Genomic DNA, 17,400 nt, shown 5'->3' on the forward strand with positions numbered 1-17,400 from the left:
GCTCACTCCGCCGCCGAACGCATCGGATGCGCATCTGCGTCGGCACTGTCGAGCACCTGCCGCAACTTCTGCGCCAGAACGCGAACGTTCGGTTCCAGCACCATGGTGTCATGGTCTCCGGGAATTTCGATGACTTCGAGGTTGTCGGCGTAGCGGCCAATCCCGTTGTCGTCATAGACGTAGCACCGGTCCTGATCGACCCAGCGCCCTCCCCACACCTGCCAGTGAAGATCAACCGGCGGGCGCAGGAGCGCGGTGCGGCCACGGCGTGGCGTCATCTCGAACTTCACGACAGCGCGCAGGAAGGCCTTCTCGACCTCGGTCAGCAATGCCTCGCGCCCGGTACCCTGTTCGGCGCCCTCGCGCTGCGCCTGCTTCCACGCCGCGCGGTCCCGATACCATTGGAGAAGATATCCAGGCCCCGCGGCGCGGAACTGGTTCAGCTTGATGCGAAGACGATCAGCCGCGCTCAGGTCCGGACGGGTGGGCAGCGGCGTGTCGAGCAGGACGAGAAGCGACACCTCCTCTCCCTCCTCCTCCAGCTGGCGGGCCATCTCCCAGGCGGTCAGACCGCCACCCGAATAACCACCAAGCACATAGGGCCCGTGCGGCTGCACCTGCCGGATCTCGGCCAGGCAATCGCGGGCGGCATCGACGAGGGATTCGTGCGGTGCATCCTCGTCGTAAAGGCCGCGGGCCTGAAGCCCGTACCAGGGCCTGTCCCCGCCCAGCATCTTGGCGAGGAAGCGCAGGTTCAGAATGTTTCCCGACATCCCGGCGACGATGAAGAACGGCGCCTTGGGCTTTCCTTCCGCCTTGTTCATGGGAACCAGGTGGGTGAACCGGCGCTGCGGAATCACGGCGGCACCGGCCCCGTCGGTCGACTGCTCGGATGGCCCCACGCGCGCCTCGATCAGGGCGGCACAGGCGGCGATCGTCGGCGCCTCGAACAGCACCGAGATCGGGAAGTCGACGGCATAGGTCTTGCGGATCATCGCGAACAGCCGGACCGCGATCAGCGAATGGCCGCCGAGGTCAAAGAAACTGTCCTCGACCCCGACCTGCGCGACGCCCAGAAGGTCTTGCCAGAATCCGACCAGCGTCCGCTCGATCTCGTTGCGGGGCTCGACATAGGCCGTATCGAGCGCCGGCCGCTCGAATCCCTGCCCTCCGCCGGTCTCGGCAGGGCGAAGCGTGTCGGCCTGCGCGACCAGCGCGGGCAGATCCATCGAGGATACGACGACCTGCGGCAGGCCAAGCGCCAGCGCGCGACCGAACGCCAGGGCTCCGTCCCTTGCGGGGATGCCCTGCGACAGGTTGTGGCGCAGACGCTCTTCGGCGGCGGAAACCGGGCGAAGGGCGGCAGGCCCGTCCTCGGGGAACTCGACATCCTGCGCGGACGGAACGGCTTCAAGGCCCAGCACCCCGTCCATCCGGCGCATGGTGAACCCTTCGATGTCGATGCACACCGCCCCCGTGGCGTCCATGATCGTCACGTCGAACCGCGCAAAGGACGTGTCCGCCCGATTGTCGTCCGCATTGCGGACCCAGCTGACCACCTCGGCGGGCAAGGGCCGGTGGACGCGGATCGACGCGTAGGACAGCGGCACCCAGAGATGCGTCGGCGCATAGCCTGCGACAAGGTCCATCGCCCAGCCCGTCGCCAGGTCCATGAGCGCGGGGTGGATGACGCAGCCCGCTTCCAGGTCGGAGCGGAACGTCTCGGGCAGCGACAGATGCGCGACCCCCTCGCCCTTGCCGAAGGCGCGGCGATTGACCACGCGCCAGCGCGGGCCGAAGATCAGGTGTTCTTCCTGTGGGGTCCGCAGGCCCTGCCCCACCTCGACCTTCGCCCCGCAGCGCGAGAGCAGACCGAGCACATCCAGCCGTCCTGCCGGGGCGGCAAGGGGAAGTATCCGAGCCTCTGCGTTCAGGCCAAAGCCGGTGCGCCCGTCGCGTTCGACGCTGCTTCGCACGTCAAGGCTGTAACCGCCATCCTCGCGCCGAATCCGCGCGCGCACCGCCCGCGATCCCGACTCCGGGACCGTCAGCGGATGCAGGAAGTAGAGATCCCTTATCTCGAACGGGCCGGTCTCGTCCTGCGCCCTCATCGCCTCGGCCGCCAGTTCGATGAACCCGGTTCCGGGCAGAAGCGCCTGCCCCGCCCTGGTGCGGTGGCCATCGAGGAACCATCGCGCCACGGACCAGTTCGCCGTGAAAACGCGCGCGCCTGCCGCATCGAATGTCGCGGCATCCAGCATCGGCATGACCAGCGGCTCCACAGGCGCGGGCACGGGTGCCGCATAGGCCCCGGCCGCCATGCCGACATCCGACCAGATGCCCCAGTTGACCGCAACGACGCGCGTCCTGCCGCCCGCACGCGAGCGGGCCCAGGCGTTGAGGAACTCGTTCGCGGCGACATAGTCGACCTGGCCCGCCGGCGCGATCACCGTGGAGGTAGAGGCGAAGACGACCATCAGATCCAGGCTGCCGTCCGGAAACACCCGATCCAGTACCAGCGTGCCATGCACCTTCGGGGCAAGGACATCCTCGACGCTTTCGGGCGACTTCGCGAGGATCGGCGCGTCGTCGACCACACCCGCGGCGTGGATCAGCACGTCGACGCGGCCAAACGCGGCCTCTACCTGGCGCCGGGCCGCCTCCATATCCGGCAGGTTGCAGACGTCTCCGACCACGACGACGGGCGTGGCGCCGAGCGCTTCGAGACGGCGCAGCGCGCGGATCCGCTCGGCGCCCGCGTCCTGCGGCGGATGGGCGCGCAGATAGGCCTCCCAGCCCTCGCGCGGCGGAAGCGGGCGGCGCGTCAGAAGCGCGATCCGCGCGCCGCGTTCCACGACCAGGTTTTCGGCCAGCGTCAGGCCAATGCCGCCGAAGCCGCCGGTAATCAGGCAGACCGCACCCTCGCGCACGGGGTGTTCGGCATCGCCCAGAACAACAGGGCGCCAGGTCAACTCGTATCGCTTGCCCTCGCGCAGCGCCGCGGTCAGGTTCGACGGATCGGCCAGCAACTCCTCGATCACGGAATCCGCGATCCGGTCCATCCCGGCATCGCCCTTCGCAGCCGCGGGCAAGGCCACATCGAGCGCGCTGCAGGTCACGCCCGGAAATTCCCTTGGAATGACGCGCAAGGGACCGAAAACCGTGGCCTTTTCCGGATCGGGCAGCCTTTCGTCGCGGACCTGCTGAACGCCGGTGGTCATGCAGGTCAGGTGCAGGGGATGCGGCAGGTCTGCCTCGCTCATCGCCTGGGCGAGCGACAGGAGGCTCTGGAACCCCTGCTCCTGGTTGCGCATGAAAAAGCTCGATCCCAGCCGGAAGGTGCGCTCGGCTGTGACAAGCCAGAAATGTGCGATGCGATCCGGCTTGAACCCTTCGGCCGCCAGAACCTGGAACAGCCGGTCGTAGTCGACGCGCCCGCGCTCGGGCGAGATGCCATAGCTGTCGTCGCCAAGCCGCGCGAAGGAAAAGCCCACCCGAACCTCGACCACACGATGCCCGGCAGCGCGCAACCGCGCCACGACACGGTCCGACAGGCCGGTGTCATCGGAAAAGACCAGCCAGTCGTGGCGGGCGGCCTCTTCCAGCCGGTCGGCCTCGACTTCGCACTCGGCGGCACGCGGGCGCCAGTGCGGCTTCCAGCCCCACTTGCCGATATCCTCGATCCGCTCGGGCCAGCTTTCCTCAACCGGAGCGGCCGTCTTGCCGGGTTCGATGAAATAGGATTGGCGCTGGAACGGATAGGTCGGCAGCGGCACGCGATTGCGTCGCGCCTCACCCCAGAGCGGCGCCCAGTCCACCGGCACGCCCAGCGCCCAGAGACGGCCAAGCGTGGTGACGAACCAGATGTCGTCGGCGATTTCGTGGTCCTGGTGGCGAAGTGAGGACAGAACCTGGTTCGCCGGTACGCCGTTCGCCTGGATCAGCGACGACAGGGCGCGCCCCGGCCCGACCTCAAGGAACACCCGTCCGGGCCGCGCCATCAGCGTTCTGGCGCAGTCCGCAAACATCACTGTGTTGCGCAGGTGACGAACCCAGTAATCGGGGTCGGTCGCCTCGGCCGCCGTCAGGACCTGACCGGTGCGGTTCGAGATGATGGGCAGGGTCGGCGCGGACAGCCGGATCGAGCGAAGGTAGGCGCCAAAGCGATCCAGGATCGGCTCCAGCATCCGGCTGTGGGCGGCAATGTCGATCTGCACCCTCTGGGGCTCTATCTCCCGCGCTTTCAGCGCCGCCTCCAGCGCATCGAGCGCCGACTGCGGCCCGGAGACGACGCAGAGATCCGGCGCATTCACCGAAGCCATGTCCAGATCGCCGGTCAGCAGCGGCCGCAGTTCAGCCTCCGGCAAGGGGACCGACAGCATGCCGCCCGGCGCGATGGTGTCGAACAGCTGGCCGCGCAGGTGCACAAGGCCAATGCAGTCCTCGAAGGACAGGACGCCGGCAAGGCAGGCCGCGGTGTTCTCGCCCATCGAATGACCGACCAGCGCCGCCGGCTCCACCCCCCAGCTCATCCACAGCTGGGCCAGCGCATATTCGGCGATCATGATGAGCGGCAACTGGACCGACGGCCGCTTCAGCCGCTCGACCGCCTCGGCGCGGGTTTCGGGTCCGGGCAGCCAGATCGCGCGCAGATCATAGTCGAGTTTCGGCTGGAGGTGATCGAGTCCGCGGTCCATCCATTCGCGAAAGACGGGTTCGGTCTCGTAAAGATCACGCGCCATGCCGGCGTATTGCGCGCCGCCGCCCGGGAACATGAAAACGACCTCGGGCCGGGCGCCAAGGTGGGTATGGTTGAAGACGCGGCGGGTATCGCCGCTTTCCAGAAGGTCGGCCGCTTCCTGATGGCTGGCGGCCACCACGACCCGGCGCCGGTCGAATGCGCGGCGGCCTTCCTTCTGCGTCCAGGCGATATCGGCCAGAGACTGTTCGGGGTGCACGCGCAAATGCGCGGCCAGATTGCCGCTCGCCTCGTCAAGCGCGGCTTTGGAGCGTGCCGACAGGACCAGAAGCTGAAATGGCCAGTCGCTGTCTTCCGATGCGGCGCGGGCAGGTGCCTCTTCCAGCACCGCGTGGGCGTTGGTACCGCCGACGCCAAGGCTGTTGACCGCGGCCCGGCGCGGCGCGCCAAGGGCCGGGAACTCCGACAGGCGGTCATTCACGCGGAAGGGCGAGGTCTCGAAGTCGATGGCCGGGTTCGGTTTTTCGTAGCCCAGGGACGGTGGCATCTGGCGATGATGAAGGGCCAGCGATGCCTTGATCAGGCTCGCCACGCCCGCCGCGGTGTCCAGATGGCCGATGTTGGTCTTGACCGAACCGATCCGGCAGAAACCCTCTTTGTCGGTCGTCTCGCGGAAAGCCTGCGTCAGGGCCGCAACCTCGATCGGGTCGCCCAGGTAGGTGCCGGTCCCGTGGCACTCGACATAGCCGATCGTTCCGGCATCGACACCGGCCACCGCATGCGCCTCGGCGATGGCGCGGGCCTGCCCGTCGACCGAAGGCGCCAGATAGCCGGCCTTGTCCGACCCGTCGTTGTTGATGGCGCTGCCCCTGATCACCGCCCAGATGTGGTCGCCGTCCGCGATGGCATCGCCAAGCCGGCGCAGAACCACACAGCCCGCGCCGGAGCCAAAGACAGTGCCCTGCGCGCGGTGGTCGAAGGCGTGGCAGTGCCCGTCCGGGGACAGCACTTCGCCCTCGGCATAAAGGTATCCGCGCGCATGTGGGATTTCGATCGTCACACCGCCCGCCAGCGCCATGTCGCATTCGCCGTTCAGAAGCGCCTGCGACGCAAGGTGCACGGCGACGAGCGAGGTGGAGCAGGCCGTCTGCACCGACAGGCTTGGCCCCTTCAGATCGAACACATGGCTGACGCGGGTGGACAGGAAATCCTTGTCGTTCCCGGTGTGCCTGAGCAGGAACATCCCTGTCGATTGCACGAGGTCGGGGTTCGAGCAGACGTTGAAGTAGAAATAGCTGCCCATGCCGCAGCCGGCATAGACGCCTACAGACCCCGCGAACCCTTCGGGCGTGTGCCCGGCGTTCTCCATCGCCTCCCACGCGGTTTCCAGGAACTGGCGGTGCTGGGGGTCCATGATTGCCGCTTCCTTGGGCGACAGCCCGAAGAACTCGGCGTCGAAGCGCTCGAACCCCTCAAGCGTCGCCGCGGCGCGTACGTAGTTGGGCGCCCGCATCCGCGCCGGGCTTTCCCCCGCCGCCGCAAGTTCGGCCTCGGTCAGTTCGCGGATCGATTCGACCCCGTCGCGCAGGTTCCTCCAGTAATCCTCGACCGAAGGGGCACCCGGCAGATGCGCGGCCATGCCGATGATGGCGATGTCATTGTCGCCTGCGGGAACCCTGTCTGACATTTCAGCCGGCACTCTTACCTCTCACACCCAGGCGGAGTGTAGCATCCGGCCGCGCGAGTCCAAGGCCTTGGCAACGCCTCGCACAGGGCGCATGTCGCCCCCGAAGGCCACACGATGTCGGAACATTATGATTCCGTTGACTGACCACCATCCGTGCATCCCGGTCCTACGTGCCATCCCCCACCGAACGCTGTCGCCAGCGCAGGAACAGTATCCCAGTCAAAATTGACTGTGCAGCGCCTGGAAACGAATTGCCAGCCGCGGCGTTTCAGCCACCATCGCCGCAAGACTGCGGCGCATCTCCATATTCCCCCTCAAACCTTGCCAAGTGCATCAGAGAGAAGAAGAAATCTCTGGACATGCAGAGCAGGGCGGGCCTTCCCTTTCGTCACCAAGAACGCTGCCGGCAAGGAAACGATGACGACCCGCCATCCCGAGAGGAAACCCGAATCGGACAATGCCCCACCCAGGGTCGCGGCCGTGATCATCGGGCGCAACGAAGGCGCGCGACTGGTTGCCTGCCTCGCGTCGGTGGTCCCGCTGGTCGTCCGGACCGTCTATGTCGATTCGGGCTCGACCGATGACAGCGTGGGCGAGGCGAGGCGCGCCGGTGCCGAAGTCATCGAACTGGACCTGTCGCGCCCCTTCACCGCCGCGCGTGCACGCAACGCGGGCCTTGCCGCGCTGCGCACCGGACCGCAGGTCGACCTTGTGCAGTTCATCGACGGCGACTGCCGGCTGGACCCCGGCTGGATCGGGCATGCGCTGACCTTTCTGGCGAGGACGCCCCGAGCGGTGGCCGTCTGCGGACGTCTGCATGAGGTTGATGTCAAAGCCTCGATCTACAACCGCCTTTGCGACTGGGAATGGGATACGCCGGTCGGCCGGACCGACGCCTGCGGCGGGATCGCCATGATGCGCCGCGAGGGTCTGGCCGAGGTCGGCGGTTTCCGGGAAGATCTGATCGCGGGCGAAGAACCCGACCTCTGTCAGCGCCTGATCGCGCGGGGCGGAGAGGTCTGGCGCCTCGACGCCGACATGGGCTTCCACGATGCCGCGATCTACCGGTTCGGTCAGTGGTGGCGGCGCAATGTCCGCGCCGGGCATGCCTTTGCCGAGGTCGGACGCCTCCACCCCAACCTCTATCCCGCGGCGCGGCGGCGCATGGTGTTCTGGGGCCTCGGCCTGCCCTTGGCCGCGGTGGCGGGCGCGCTCTGGTTTCCGCCGGCTGTCCTTGCGGTGGGTGCCCTCTATGCCGCCTCTGCCGGCCGCTCCACCCTTCGCTTCCGGCGCCGCGGGTTTGCGCCCGCACAGGCGGCGAAGGCGGGGGCGCTGCTCACGCTGTCGAAGTTCTGCAACCTGCAGGGGGCGGTCCTTTACCTGCTTCGGCGCCTGCGCGGTGAAGCGAGCCGCATCATCGAATACAAGTGACCAGCCCGCCCCTGCACCCCCGGGGACCGCACGCTATCCGGCGAACAACTCATCCTCGGGCAGGCTTCTTTGCCCCATGTGCCAGCGTTCCCGCTCAAGCAGGGCGTCAGCGAAGAACTTCGTCGCCCAGTTGGGATACTGAAGCGGCGCATAGGCGCCCTGGATCGGGTAGGACCCGGCGATCGCGCCGCTGTGCCTTCTGGTTCCCCGCAGGGTCTGGGTCGCCGCCACCTGCGCGATCAGACGCTCGGCCAGCGGCACGTAGCGCTCGTTCCCCGTCGCCGCGGCAAGACGCAGGAAGATGATCGCGATCTGGGCGCAGCCCGTGAGGCAGATATGGCGCGAGCGGAAGTCCCACTCGGGGCCGAGTTCGGCGGCCAGCCAGCCTTCGCGCTCATAGACCGACGCGATCTGGTCCGCCGCCGTGGTCACCGCGCGCAGGATGTCATGACGGCCCGTCAACTGGTGGATCTGGAACAGACCACGCAGGACATAGGCGGTGCCGTGGGTGTTCGCGTTGCCGCCCGGCTTGAAGGCGTTCTGGGTAAAGAAGCCGTTGGCCTGCTGCTGCGCGATCGCCCAGTCGGCATTCGCAAGGCCCGCTGCCTCGGCCCCGGCGTCGCCCGCGATCCGGCCGTAGGCGACCAGCGCCCAGGCTGATCGCACGTTGTAGGTGTGCAGCATGCCGTGGCTGACATGGCGGGCGAAGGCGCCGTCGTCATCCAGCGCGCCGCGCAGGAAATCGGACGCCTTCCGCGCCGCCGCCGCAATCCGGTCGTCGCCGCCCCGGCGCAGCAGGGAATTGAAGCCCAGAAGGATCATCCCGGTGTCGAACACATCCGGATCATCCTGCAGCCCGAGTTCGTAGCCCGCGAATCCGCCATCCGGCCGCTGCACGCCGGTCAGCCACTGGCCCATGCGCACTGCCGCGTCGGCATAGCGCGCATCGCCGAAACGGTCGCCCAATGTCAACAGCGTGGGGATGATATAGCCCGTCGTTTCAGGATAAGGCGGCATCCAGCCCTTCAGGAAACGATACCCCTTCGAGGACGCCTCGCCTCCGCAGGCATCGACGGACCGCATCAGCCAGCCGGCAGCGGCCGCAAGATGCGCCGGATGGGCGGTTCTTTCGGGCCGCGCGGACAGGATCGGGGCCAGTCCCGATACCGTGTCGGTCAACGATTTCACCAGAAAATGCACTATCACCAGAATACCTCGGAAAATCAGGTGCCTACCGCCCGGGTACGGGCGGCTCCCGCGCGGGACAGGATCGCATCGGCGATCTGTCGCGCCGCGGTCCCGTCGCCATAGGGATTGGCGACACGGCTCATCGCCCGGTAGGCCAGCGGGTCGTCCAGCAGGCGCCGGGTTTCCTCCACGATGCGCCGGCTGTCGAGCCCGATGAGCCGCGCGCATCCCGCCTCGACCCCTTCCGGTCGCTCGGTCGTGTCGCGCAGCACCAGCACCGGCTTGCCAAGCGCGGGTGCTTCCTCCTGCACACCGCCGGAATCGGTCAGCACGACCTCGCACCGCGCGAGCATGGCAACGAACTCGGCATAGCCGAGCGGATCGAGAAGGCAGATCGACGGATGGGTGCCCAGCGCCGCGCGCACAGGCCCCGCGACGCGCGGGTTCGGATGCACCGGCAAGGCGATCACCACGTCGCCGCGATCGGCGATCTGGATCGCCGCGCGGCAGATCGCGTCGATCCCCTCGCCCCAGTTCTCCCGCCGGTGCGCGGTCATCAGGACCAGCCGGCGCCCCTCGTCCAGAAGCGCGCGCAACCGGGGATGACCAGGCAGCGGCGAGACGGCAGCCGCCGCCAGCCGCGCCCGCACCGAATGCAGCGCGTCGATAACGGTGTTGCCCGTCAGGTAGATCGCGTGCGGGTCGATGTTTTCCCGCAGCAGGTTGTCGCGTGCCGCCGCGGTCGGGGCGAAATGCATGTCCGCAATCACGCTGACGATCCGCCGGTTCGCCTCTTCGGGCCAGGGCGAAAGGATTGTGTCCGTGCGCAGACCGGCCTCGATATGGCCGACGGGAATCCCTCGATAGAAGGCCGCCATGGCTGTCGCCATTGCCGTCGTCGTATCGCCCTGCACCAGAACCCGGTCCGGGCGCACCTGGTCCAGAACCTCGCCCACGCGGTTGAGGACATCGGTCGTGATGTCCGTCAGCGAGGGCTTTTCCCGCATCAGGTGCAGGTCGATGTCGGGGACCAGCCCGACCAGTTCCAGGACCTGGTCCAGAATGTGGCGATGCTGGGCGGTGGTGCAGGCAACGACCTCGACACCCGGGCGGCGCCTGAGTTCCTCGATGACGGGAAAGCACTTGATGGCCTCGGGCCGGGTTCCGAATACGACGAGGATTTTCATGTTCGTGTCGGGCTCATCCGTTCTGACGCCTGCTGAGGGGATGGACCAGCCGGCGCAGCAGCTCCGCCAGCAGGAGGGTAGCGAAGCGCGTGTTGGTGACGAGGTAGCGCCAGAACAGCCGGCGCGGTTCCTGAATCACGCGGAAAAGCCATTCCATGCCCATGGACTGCACGAACCGCGGTGCGCGCCTTACCTTGCCCGCAAGCACGTCGAAGGCGCCGCCGACACCCATCTGGAACGGCACGCCCAAGGCGTCGCGATGGTCGAACAGGAACCGCTCCTTGATCGGGCTGGTGATGCCCACGAACAGGCAACTGGCGCCCGAGGCGCGAATGTCGGCAACGATCTTCGCCTCGTCCTCGCGCTTGAAGTAGCCGTTCCGGTAGCCTGCGACCACGAGCCGGGGGTGGGTTTCGCTGAGCCGCGCGACGACGGTTTCCACAATCTCCTGGCGCGCGCCAAGGAAGTAGGGGCGATACCCGGCCCGCTCGCACAGGTCGATGGTGCGCATCATCAGATCGACGCCGGTGACGCGCCCCCCGGTGGCGATGCCCAGAAGCCGGCAGCCGAGCATCACGCCCGCACCGTCGATGCAGATGATGTCGCTTGCGCCGACATGATGCGCAAGGTCGGGGTCGGACCGCATCTGGATGATCTTCGCCACGTTGATGTCGCAGTGCTGAAGCCGCTGTCGGTCGCGCATCGAACGGTTGGCAAGGGCGAGCGCGCGTTCCATGTCGACGCGATGGAAGGGCGCCCCCAGGAACTCGGCCCTGGGCAGGTCGTGGTGAATGACCTCAGCCATGCGCCAATTCCGGCTGCAGACAGGGATTGTTCGCACCTGCGGGATGATTCTCGGGTGACGGGTTTCGCGTTTCCGGGATGGTGCAGATGGCTGCCGCACCAGATCTTACAAAAACTGCATACATTTCAAACCCTTGCACTCACACACAGACAGACCGGCGGCTCTTCCCGTTCCGCAGCTCGATTTTCCCCGTTTTTCGCAAGGCCGACAAGCCGCCCCTACGCGACGTCAGGCCTGCGCAACTTCTGCCGCAGAAAAAAGTCGGGCCAGTCCGGCGGCCTCGGTGCGGATGTCGAAGTCCGCCTCGACCTTTCGCCGCCCAGCGCGGCCCATTTCGCGCCCACGTTCGGGCAGGTCGAACAGCGTTCTCAGCGCGGCGGCCAGCGCCTCATCGTCGCCCGGTGGCAGGACAAAGCCGCTGACGCCGTCCTCGACCAGTTCCGCCACACCGGCCACACGGCTCGCAATGACCGGAATCCGGCTTGCCATGGCCTCCATCAGGACAACCGGCACGCCTTCGGCAAAGCTGGGCAGGACCAGAACGTCCGCCTCCTCCAGATGTTCGGCGACCTCGTCCTGATTGCGATACCCCAGGAACCGGATGCGGTCGGACAGACCGGATGCCGCCGCCATTTCCCTGAAGGATGCCATCGCGGGGCCGTCGCCCACCAGGTCGAGCCGCGCATCGGCGTGGTCTGGTGCGACCGCGGCGAAAGCCCGCAACAGGACAGGCACCCCCTTGACCGGATCCATGCGCCCCACGAACAGCGCCCGCCTTCCAAAAGCCTCGCGCGACTTCCGGCCATAGCGTTCAGGCTCGACCCCGCAATGGACGATCGCGAACTTGTGCCAGTGCGCGGGGTCGGAAAACAGCATCATCTGGGACCGGCAGAAGTGGCTGATGCAGGCGACGAAACTGGCCCGCGCGACCTTCTCGCCGATGTGCCACTTGTGCGCCTCGAAGAAAATCGCTGGCCCGTGCTCGGTGAAGCTGAAGGGAATGCCCGACATGACGCTGGCCAGCATCGCCACAGAACAGGAGGAGTTGGCGAAGTGGTTGTGCAGATGCGTCACCCGCTCTCGTCGCAGGTGGCGGGCCAGAACGGCCGCCTCGGCGAAGTAGAACGCCTGCCAGACCATCGCCTTGAGGCCGGGAGAGCGGGTGCGCCAGGCAAGGCCCAGGGCCTCGAACCAGCGCGCGGGGCTGCGACCCAGGATCGCGGCATGCGCCGCAATGAGCCGGAGCGGGTTTCGCGCCGTCTCGAGGATGCAGAAGGTCTGCGCCTGTTCCGCCAGTTGATCTGCGCCGACGACATCCTTCGCGGGGGCCCGGCGCACAGTGCAGGTGATCACATCGACCCCAAGCGCGCGCAGGGCTGCAACCTCGCGCTGGATGAAGGTGTGGGAGACCTTGGGATACTCACCGGTCAGATAGGCGATGCGCCCGCGCGGAACGTCGGCCCGCCGGACTGCCTGCGCATCGTGGCCGGTTGCTACCGCGTTCCTCATCTGCCGCGGCTCCATTCTGTGCCCTGGGGCCGGCTTCGAACCAGCAGGTGCACCGCCGCGTAGACCGCGAATCCCGCGGGATCGCGTGCCGCAAGGCGCAGGACACCGGCCTTGCCAAGCCGCGCCTTGCCCTCGTTGCCGAGAAGCGCGGGGAAAAGCCGGGCGATTTCGACCACTCCGGCGTCCTGCCGCCGCCGCACCCGGACAAGGTTGCGCAGACCCTCCGCCATCGGCCAGGAAAACCGGGCCGCGACCTCCACCCGCTCCTCCGGGGTGAAATGAAGCCGGACGTAGGTGTCATCGGAGATGATGTCCGGGAACGCGCCCCACCGCGCGCGCCCTGCGGCGTTCACCGCGAAGAAGCCCGCCCCGACGGCGCCGCCTTGCATGAAGGGCAGCCGGCACCAGAGCCGCGCATAGGCCCTGGTGATCCATGATCTGGCCCGCGCCACCGTCAGCCGCCCCGTCGCATAGATCGGGCGGTCGGTCTCCAGCGTCCGAACGATCTGCGGCAGGAGCGCGGGCTCGCAGACGATGTCCGCATCCAGATAGGCGCGCATGCCGCCCTGGGCCGCCGCATCGGCGCGGTTGATCGCGCCGGGCTTGCCAGGCACGGGGCTGGACAGGCAGCGCAACGGCCAGCCGCGCGCGGCGAACCGGGTGACATAACCTTCCACGATCGCCTCCGTCTGATCGGTGCAGGCGTTGGCGGAGACGATGATCTCGACCCCGGCGGGAAACGGTTCCTGCGCCAGCAACGACTCGAGACACGCGCCGATATAGCGCTCCTCGTTGCAGGCGGCGATGATGACGCTGAGGCGGTCGGGCGATGTTCGTGCCGTCATTAGAGGCGATACCCCTGTCGCAACTCGCATGAACTCCCGCGCGCCGGGGAAGGACAGTGTTTCACCCACCCGCCCGTGGGGCGGACTTGGGGCGGACACGGACAATGATATCGGGTCATGGCCCTCACTCCCCCGGCAGCGCGCGGGCCAGCGCAATGTCGGCCGCACCCAGCATGGCTTGCAGGCGCGCCTCGGCGTCAACCTCGGTCTCGCCGGGCCGGATCGGCGTTGTCAGCCGCACCAGTGCCCCGTCGCTGCGCCCGCTTTTCAGCTTGGCCAGGGTCAGGATCAGCTTGGAGCGGAAGGCCGACGCGGTTCTTTCGCCCTGCTGGTCATACCAGTAGTAGACAAGCATCCGTTGCAACCCCTTCTGGACCAGCGCCCGGTTGAGGGTGAAGCTGCCCCCGGCGCCCTCAGCCCCGATCTGGCGCAGCGAGGCGATTTCCCAGCCGCCTGCGGGAAGGCAGACCTCGGGCGAATGCGTGCCACCCCGGCTTTGATCGACGTACCAGGCGGTGAACAGTTCGACCCAGCCCTCCGCCGCCGGGCCGTCATAGGTCCGCAGGATGTAGTCGTCGGCGCGCAGGACACGCTCCACCGCCGGATCCAGACGGTTTTCCGCGCTCATCGTCCAGTCGGAGAGGGTGCGCGGGAAAAAGCTGAAGCCGTCGCGCGGAATCGGCGCCGGGGCCCGTTCCGGTATGAGCGTGACAGTGACAGCCAGCGCCAGCATCATCGCGGCAGGCAGCGCCATCGCCGTGGCGCGCCCCAGCCGCGCGACCTGCGGCCAGAGCCCTTCGGTGTCCAGATCCAGCGCCTCGGCCAGGCCCGGGCGGTCGGGATGGAAGAGGAGCAGGATCCGCGCCAGCAGGAACAGCAGCACGACGCAGGTGACGAAGATCACCCATCCCTCGAGGAAGTGGGTGATGCCTTCGACGTGCGCCAGCCCGTAGCGATCCACGACCAGCCCGGCAATGCCGATACGAACCGAATTCATCAGGACCGACAGCGGCGCGGCAGCGATCAGGAGCACCGCCTTGTGCCACATCGGGCCACGATAGAGCACGGCGAAGATGTAGGAAAAGCTCAGGATCGGGAACAGGTAGCGCAGGCCCGAGCAGGCCTCTGCGACCTCGAGCTTGTAGACGCCAAGGTCGATGATGTTGCCGTCCAGATAGACCGGCACCGCCATCAGCCTGAGGAAGAGAACACCGAGTTCGGAAGACACTCCCTGAAGCCAGGTCGACACGCCGTAGTAAAGTGCGCCGGGCAGCGGCAGCATGTAGATCAGGTGGAAGACCGGCGGCCACAGGTGACGGCCGCGCGGCCATCCGAATCCGATCAGGAGCATCGCGCCGACCCAGAGAATCATCGCATAGGCCACGAAGTCGGTGATGCGGATAACCCGGCCGAAAACCGCAAGCAGCACCGCGAGCGCCAGAAGCGCGAATCCCGGCAACCGGTCGCGCACGCTTGCCTGAGCCGCCGGAACGCCTTTCAGCTGTCGGAGCAGAAGAAAGCCTGAAACGACGGGGATCAGCGGCCCGTGGCTGTATTCCGGCTGCGCCCAGGCCTCCAGCAGCGCCTCGGTCCCCGGGTGGAAGAAGAAACCGGCACCGATGAGCGCAAGCGCCAGCCACAAAAGCGCCGCCGGGCGCGCCGCATCCCGGAGATCGATGGCAGGGGCCGGCGTGGTCACGTCTTTCCTTTCGGTCGCGGGCGATGACAGTCCTTGTCTAGCCGGTGTCGCCCGCCCGTTCAAACCTGCAGGGAGGTCGGCATGCGGCTAAAAACCAAACGGCCCGCCCCCATTCGATTGGACCGCCTCAGGAAACGATTCAGTTGGCGACGATATCCTGCAATTCGCGGGTCTCACCGGTGCCGAAGACGATCCGTTCCACAGAACGAAGGTATTTGTCGCCCTCGGCGCCCGAGAGGCGGATGCCCGCACCCTCGCGCCGCGCCGCGTAGTCGCCGGGCGCGCCTGCCACGACGACGGTGTCGGTTCCCGCCCCTCCGTTCAACCCGTCCGCCCCCGCGCCCGGAATGAAGGTGTCATCGCCGGCGCCGCCGATGAGGTAGTCTTCTTCCGGCGTACCGGCCAGGGTTTGACCCTTGCTGCCGGCCCAGACCGTCACCCCCTGACGAAATTGCGCGCCGCCGCCCTCGCCCCACCAGGACCCGCCGTCCGCGGACAGCTGTTCGAGCCTCCGCGAACGAGGGGTGCTGTCGCCGAGAAAGGCATAGAGACCCCAGGAGCCCCATTTTGACGGCGCTCCAACATCGATGAACTGCATGAAGGGCCCATCGCCGATGGCCTTCCAGCCCCGCCAGAGATCCGCGTACAGGGCTGCCATGTCCTCGCTGCGCACATAGTCCTGCATGAATGTCTGGAGCCGCTCGGTTTCCGCCTCGCTCATGCCCTGGATCGCGAAAAGGTGGTGTACGTGCTGGCCGCCTTCGTAGAGTGTCAATTTCAGCCCGTGCCGATGGGCGACCGTCCGCTGTTCGGCAAGACTGGCAAGCCGCGCGGGAATCGAGTCGTCGACACCCTGGTCCCCAAGGCGCGCCGTCAGCCAGGACGCGGCGGCCGAGGGCGACCGCCTGACCCGTTCGAGCAACTCGGCGCGCACCTCGGGGCTGCCCATCGCGCTTTCGCCGAAATAGGAGGTGACGGCGAATTCCTCGAATACGCTTGCGGGCGGGACGTAGGCATCCGGCTCTTCCTCCCGCCAGGCGCCTGCGGTGATCAGTTCCTCGGTCAGCCAGCTGTTGACGGTCTGCCCGGCCAGCACGTTCACGAGCCTGTCCGCGCCTGCGTCGCCAAAGACCCGCTGCCAGATCAGCGCCATCTCCGTTGCACGCTTGGCGTGATAGTAAAGGCCGGCCTCCCGCCGCCATTCCTTCTGCGCGCGTTCATCCACCCAGTCGGACTGTTCGAATCCGCCGTTCCAGACTTCGTTGGAAAACTCCACCCGGACCTTGAGGCGCGGGTCAAGGTGATCGCGGACATAGGTAGCAAAGGCGCTGACGTATTCGTCATCGGCCATGTGCGGCAGCGTGAACCAGGGTTCGGCGCCGATCTCGTTCGCAAGCCGCACCATGATCTCGACAGGCACCCCGATCGCGGCCCAGGTCGCGTCGCCGGTCAGGGGTCTGTCGTCCCATCTTTCGATCTCCGAGCCGTTGGTCTCCATCCAGTCCATGAAGCGCAGTTGGCGGGCGTCCCGGATCACCCGCAGCCAGTCCGGGTTGAAGATCGCGCCCGCCTGATAGAGCGAAAGCCGGTCCTCGCGAATAATCCGGATGTCGCGGACATAGTCGCCGGAGCCCGCCGGATCGGTTTCCAGAATCTCGAGCCAGAAGCCCTTTCCGGAAGGGTTGTCGAAGACGATTCGGCCGGGCGAACTCTCGACCTCCTCGGCGTTCCCGCCCAGTTCGATCCGTCCGGTTCCCTCGTAGGTCAGGACGTAGCGCCCCGCACGCGAAGCGGTGGCGCCGCTTTCGGCCGACCAATCGAATCCCGCGCGCAGCAAATCGGCGCCTCGCGGGATGCGCCTGGGCCATCCCGCATCATCAAGCAGACCGCCAGCCCGCAGATCGTCATTGCTGAGGGTTTCCCAGTCCTCATCCGTGCCGGCGATGAAGGGCCGCATGGTACGGCCGATGTCGAGGAAGGGCATGTTGCTTCCCCAGTCCCGCACATCGGCCAGGTTGAAGGCGACCACGGGATCGTCCAGCCCCTGCGATGGCATGATCTGCTGCGCATTCGCCGGAGCCATCAGTCCGGCGATGGCTGCGATCGCGGCCATCAGTTCGAATCCCGGACGTGCGCACATCCTTGCTCTCCCCCATTTGCCATGCCCGCGCGGCCATGATGGACGGGTCTTGGGACCGTGTCCACCAACACCCTGGGAAACAATTCCCCTTGTAAGCAAACCGGCAAGGACTTTTGGGAAGTGGCGCACCCGAAGAGATTCGAACTCCTGACCCCCAGATTCGTAGTCTGGTGCTCTATCCAGCTGAGCTACGGGTGCGTGCGGTTGGCA

9 protein-coding genes and 1 tRNA gene are annotated in these 17,400 nt (G+C 67.1%); 1 reads left to right on the forward strand and 9 read right to left on the reverse strand.

From position 1 onward, the window contains the following. Positions 1-2 precede the first annotated feature (2 nt). A complete protein-coding gene (locus N5I32_RS11290; protein WP_261495781.1) occupies positions 3-6,386 on the reverse strand; it encodes a type I polyketide synthase in 6,384 nt (2,127 codons plus the stop codon). A gap of 417 nt (positions 6,387-6,803) precedes the next feature. Between N5I32_RS11290 and N5I32_RS11295 the strand changes: the two genes are divergently transcribed. Then, the gene (locus tag N5I32_RS11295; RefSeq protein ID WP_261495782.1) at positions 6,804-7,817 is read left to right on the forward strand and encodes a glycosyltransferase family 2 protein; all 1,014 of its coding nucleotides are present in this window, start codon (positions 6,804-6,806) and stop codon (positions 7,815-7,817) included. Between the two features lie 33 nt (positions 7,818-7,850). Here N5I32_RS11295 and N5I32_RS11300 read toward each other — a convergent pair whose 3' ends face one another. The 8 genes from N5I32_RS11300 to N5I32_RS11335 form a co-directional block, all read right to left on the reverse strand. Then, complete coding sequence (locus N5I32_RS11300; RefSeq protein ID WP_261495783.1) at positions 7,851-8,996, reverse strand: hypothetical protein; 1,146 nt, start codon at positions 8,994-8,996, stop codon at positions 7,851-7,853. Between the two features lie 44 nt (positions 8,997-9,040). Beyond that, positions 9,041-10,192, reverse strand: coding sequence for a non-hydrolyzing UDP-N-acetylglucosamine 2-epimerase (wecB, locus tag N5I32_RS11305; RefSeq protein WP_261495784.1), 1,152 nt, complete (start codon positions 10,190-10,192; stop codon positions 9,041-9,043). Positions 10,193-10,205: 13 nt separating this feature from the next. Then, a complete protein-coding gene (locus N5I32_RS11310) occupies positions 10,206-10,997 on the reverse strand; it encodes a WecB/TagA/CpsF family glycosyltransferase (protein WP_261495785.1) in 792 nt (263 codons plus the stop codon). Between the two features lie 228 nt (positions 10,998-11,225). Beyond that, positions 11,226-12,506 carry a glycosyltransferase family 4 protein gene (locus tag N5I32_RS11315; RefSeq protein ID WP_261495786.1) on the reverse strand — a complete coding sequence of 427 codons (1,281 nt, stop codon included), beginning with the start codon at positions 12,504-12,506 and terminating at the stop codon, positions 11,226-11,228. Next, the gene (locus N5I32_RS11320; protein ID WP_261495787.1) at positions 12,503-13,351 is read right to left on the reverse strand and encodes a glycosyltransferase family 2 protein; all 849 of its coding nucleotides are present in this window, start codon (positions 13,349-13,351) and stop codon (positions 12,503-12,505) included. The genes N5I32_RS11315 and N5I32_RS11320 overlap by 4 nt, the downstream gene beginning before the upstream one ends. Before the next feature lie 124 nt (positions 13,352-13,475). Next, entirely contained in the window at positions 13,476-15,050 is a 1,575-nt protein-coding gene (gene xrtD, locus N5I32_RS11325) for a VPLPA-CTERM-specific exosortase XrtD (protein ID WP_261495791.1), read from the reverse strand. Positions 15,051-15,189: 139 nt separating this feature from the next. After that, entirely contained in the window at positions 15,190-17,190 is a 2,001-nt protein-coding gene (locus N5I32_RS11330) for a calcium-binding protein (RefSeq protein ID WP_261495792.1), read from the reverse strand. A gap of 121 nt (positions 17,191-17,311) precedes the next feature. Further along, positions 17,312-17,388 (reverse strand) — tRNA-Arg (locus tag N5I32_RS11335). Positions 17,389-17,400 lie beyond the last annotated feature (12 nt).

It is taken from the genome of Albidovulum sediminis (assembly GCF_025380365.1).
GTDB classification, from domain to species: Bacteria; Pseudomonadota; Alphaproteobacteria; order Rhodobacterales; family Rhodobacteraceae; genus Albidovulum; species Albidovulum sediminis.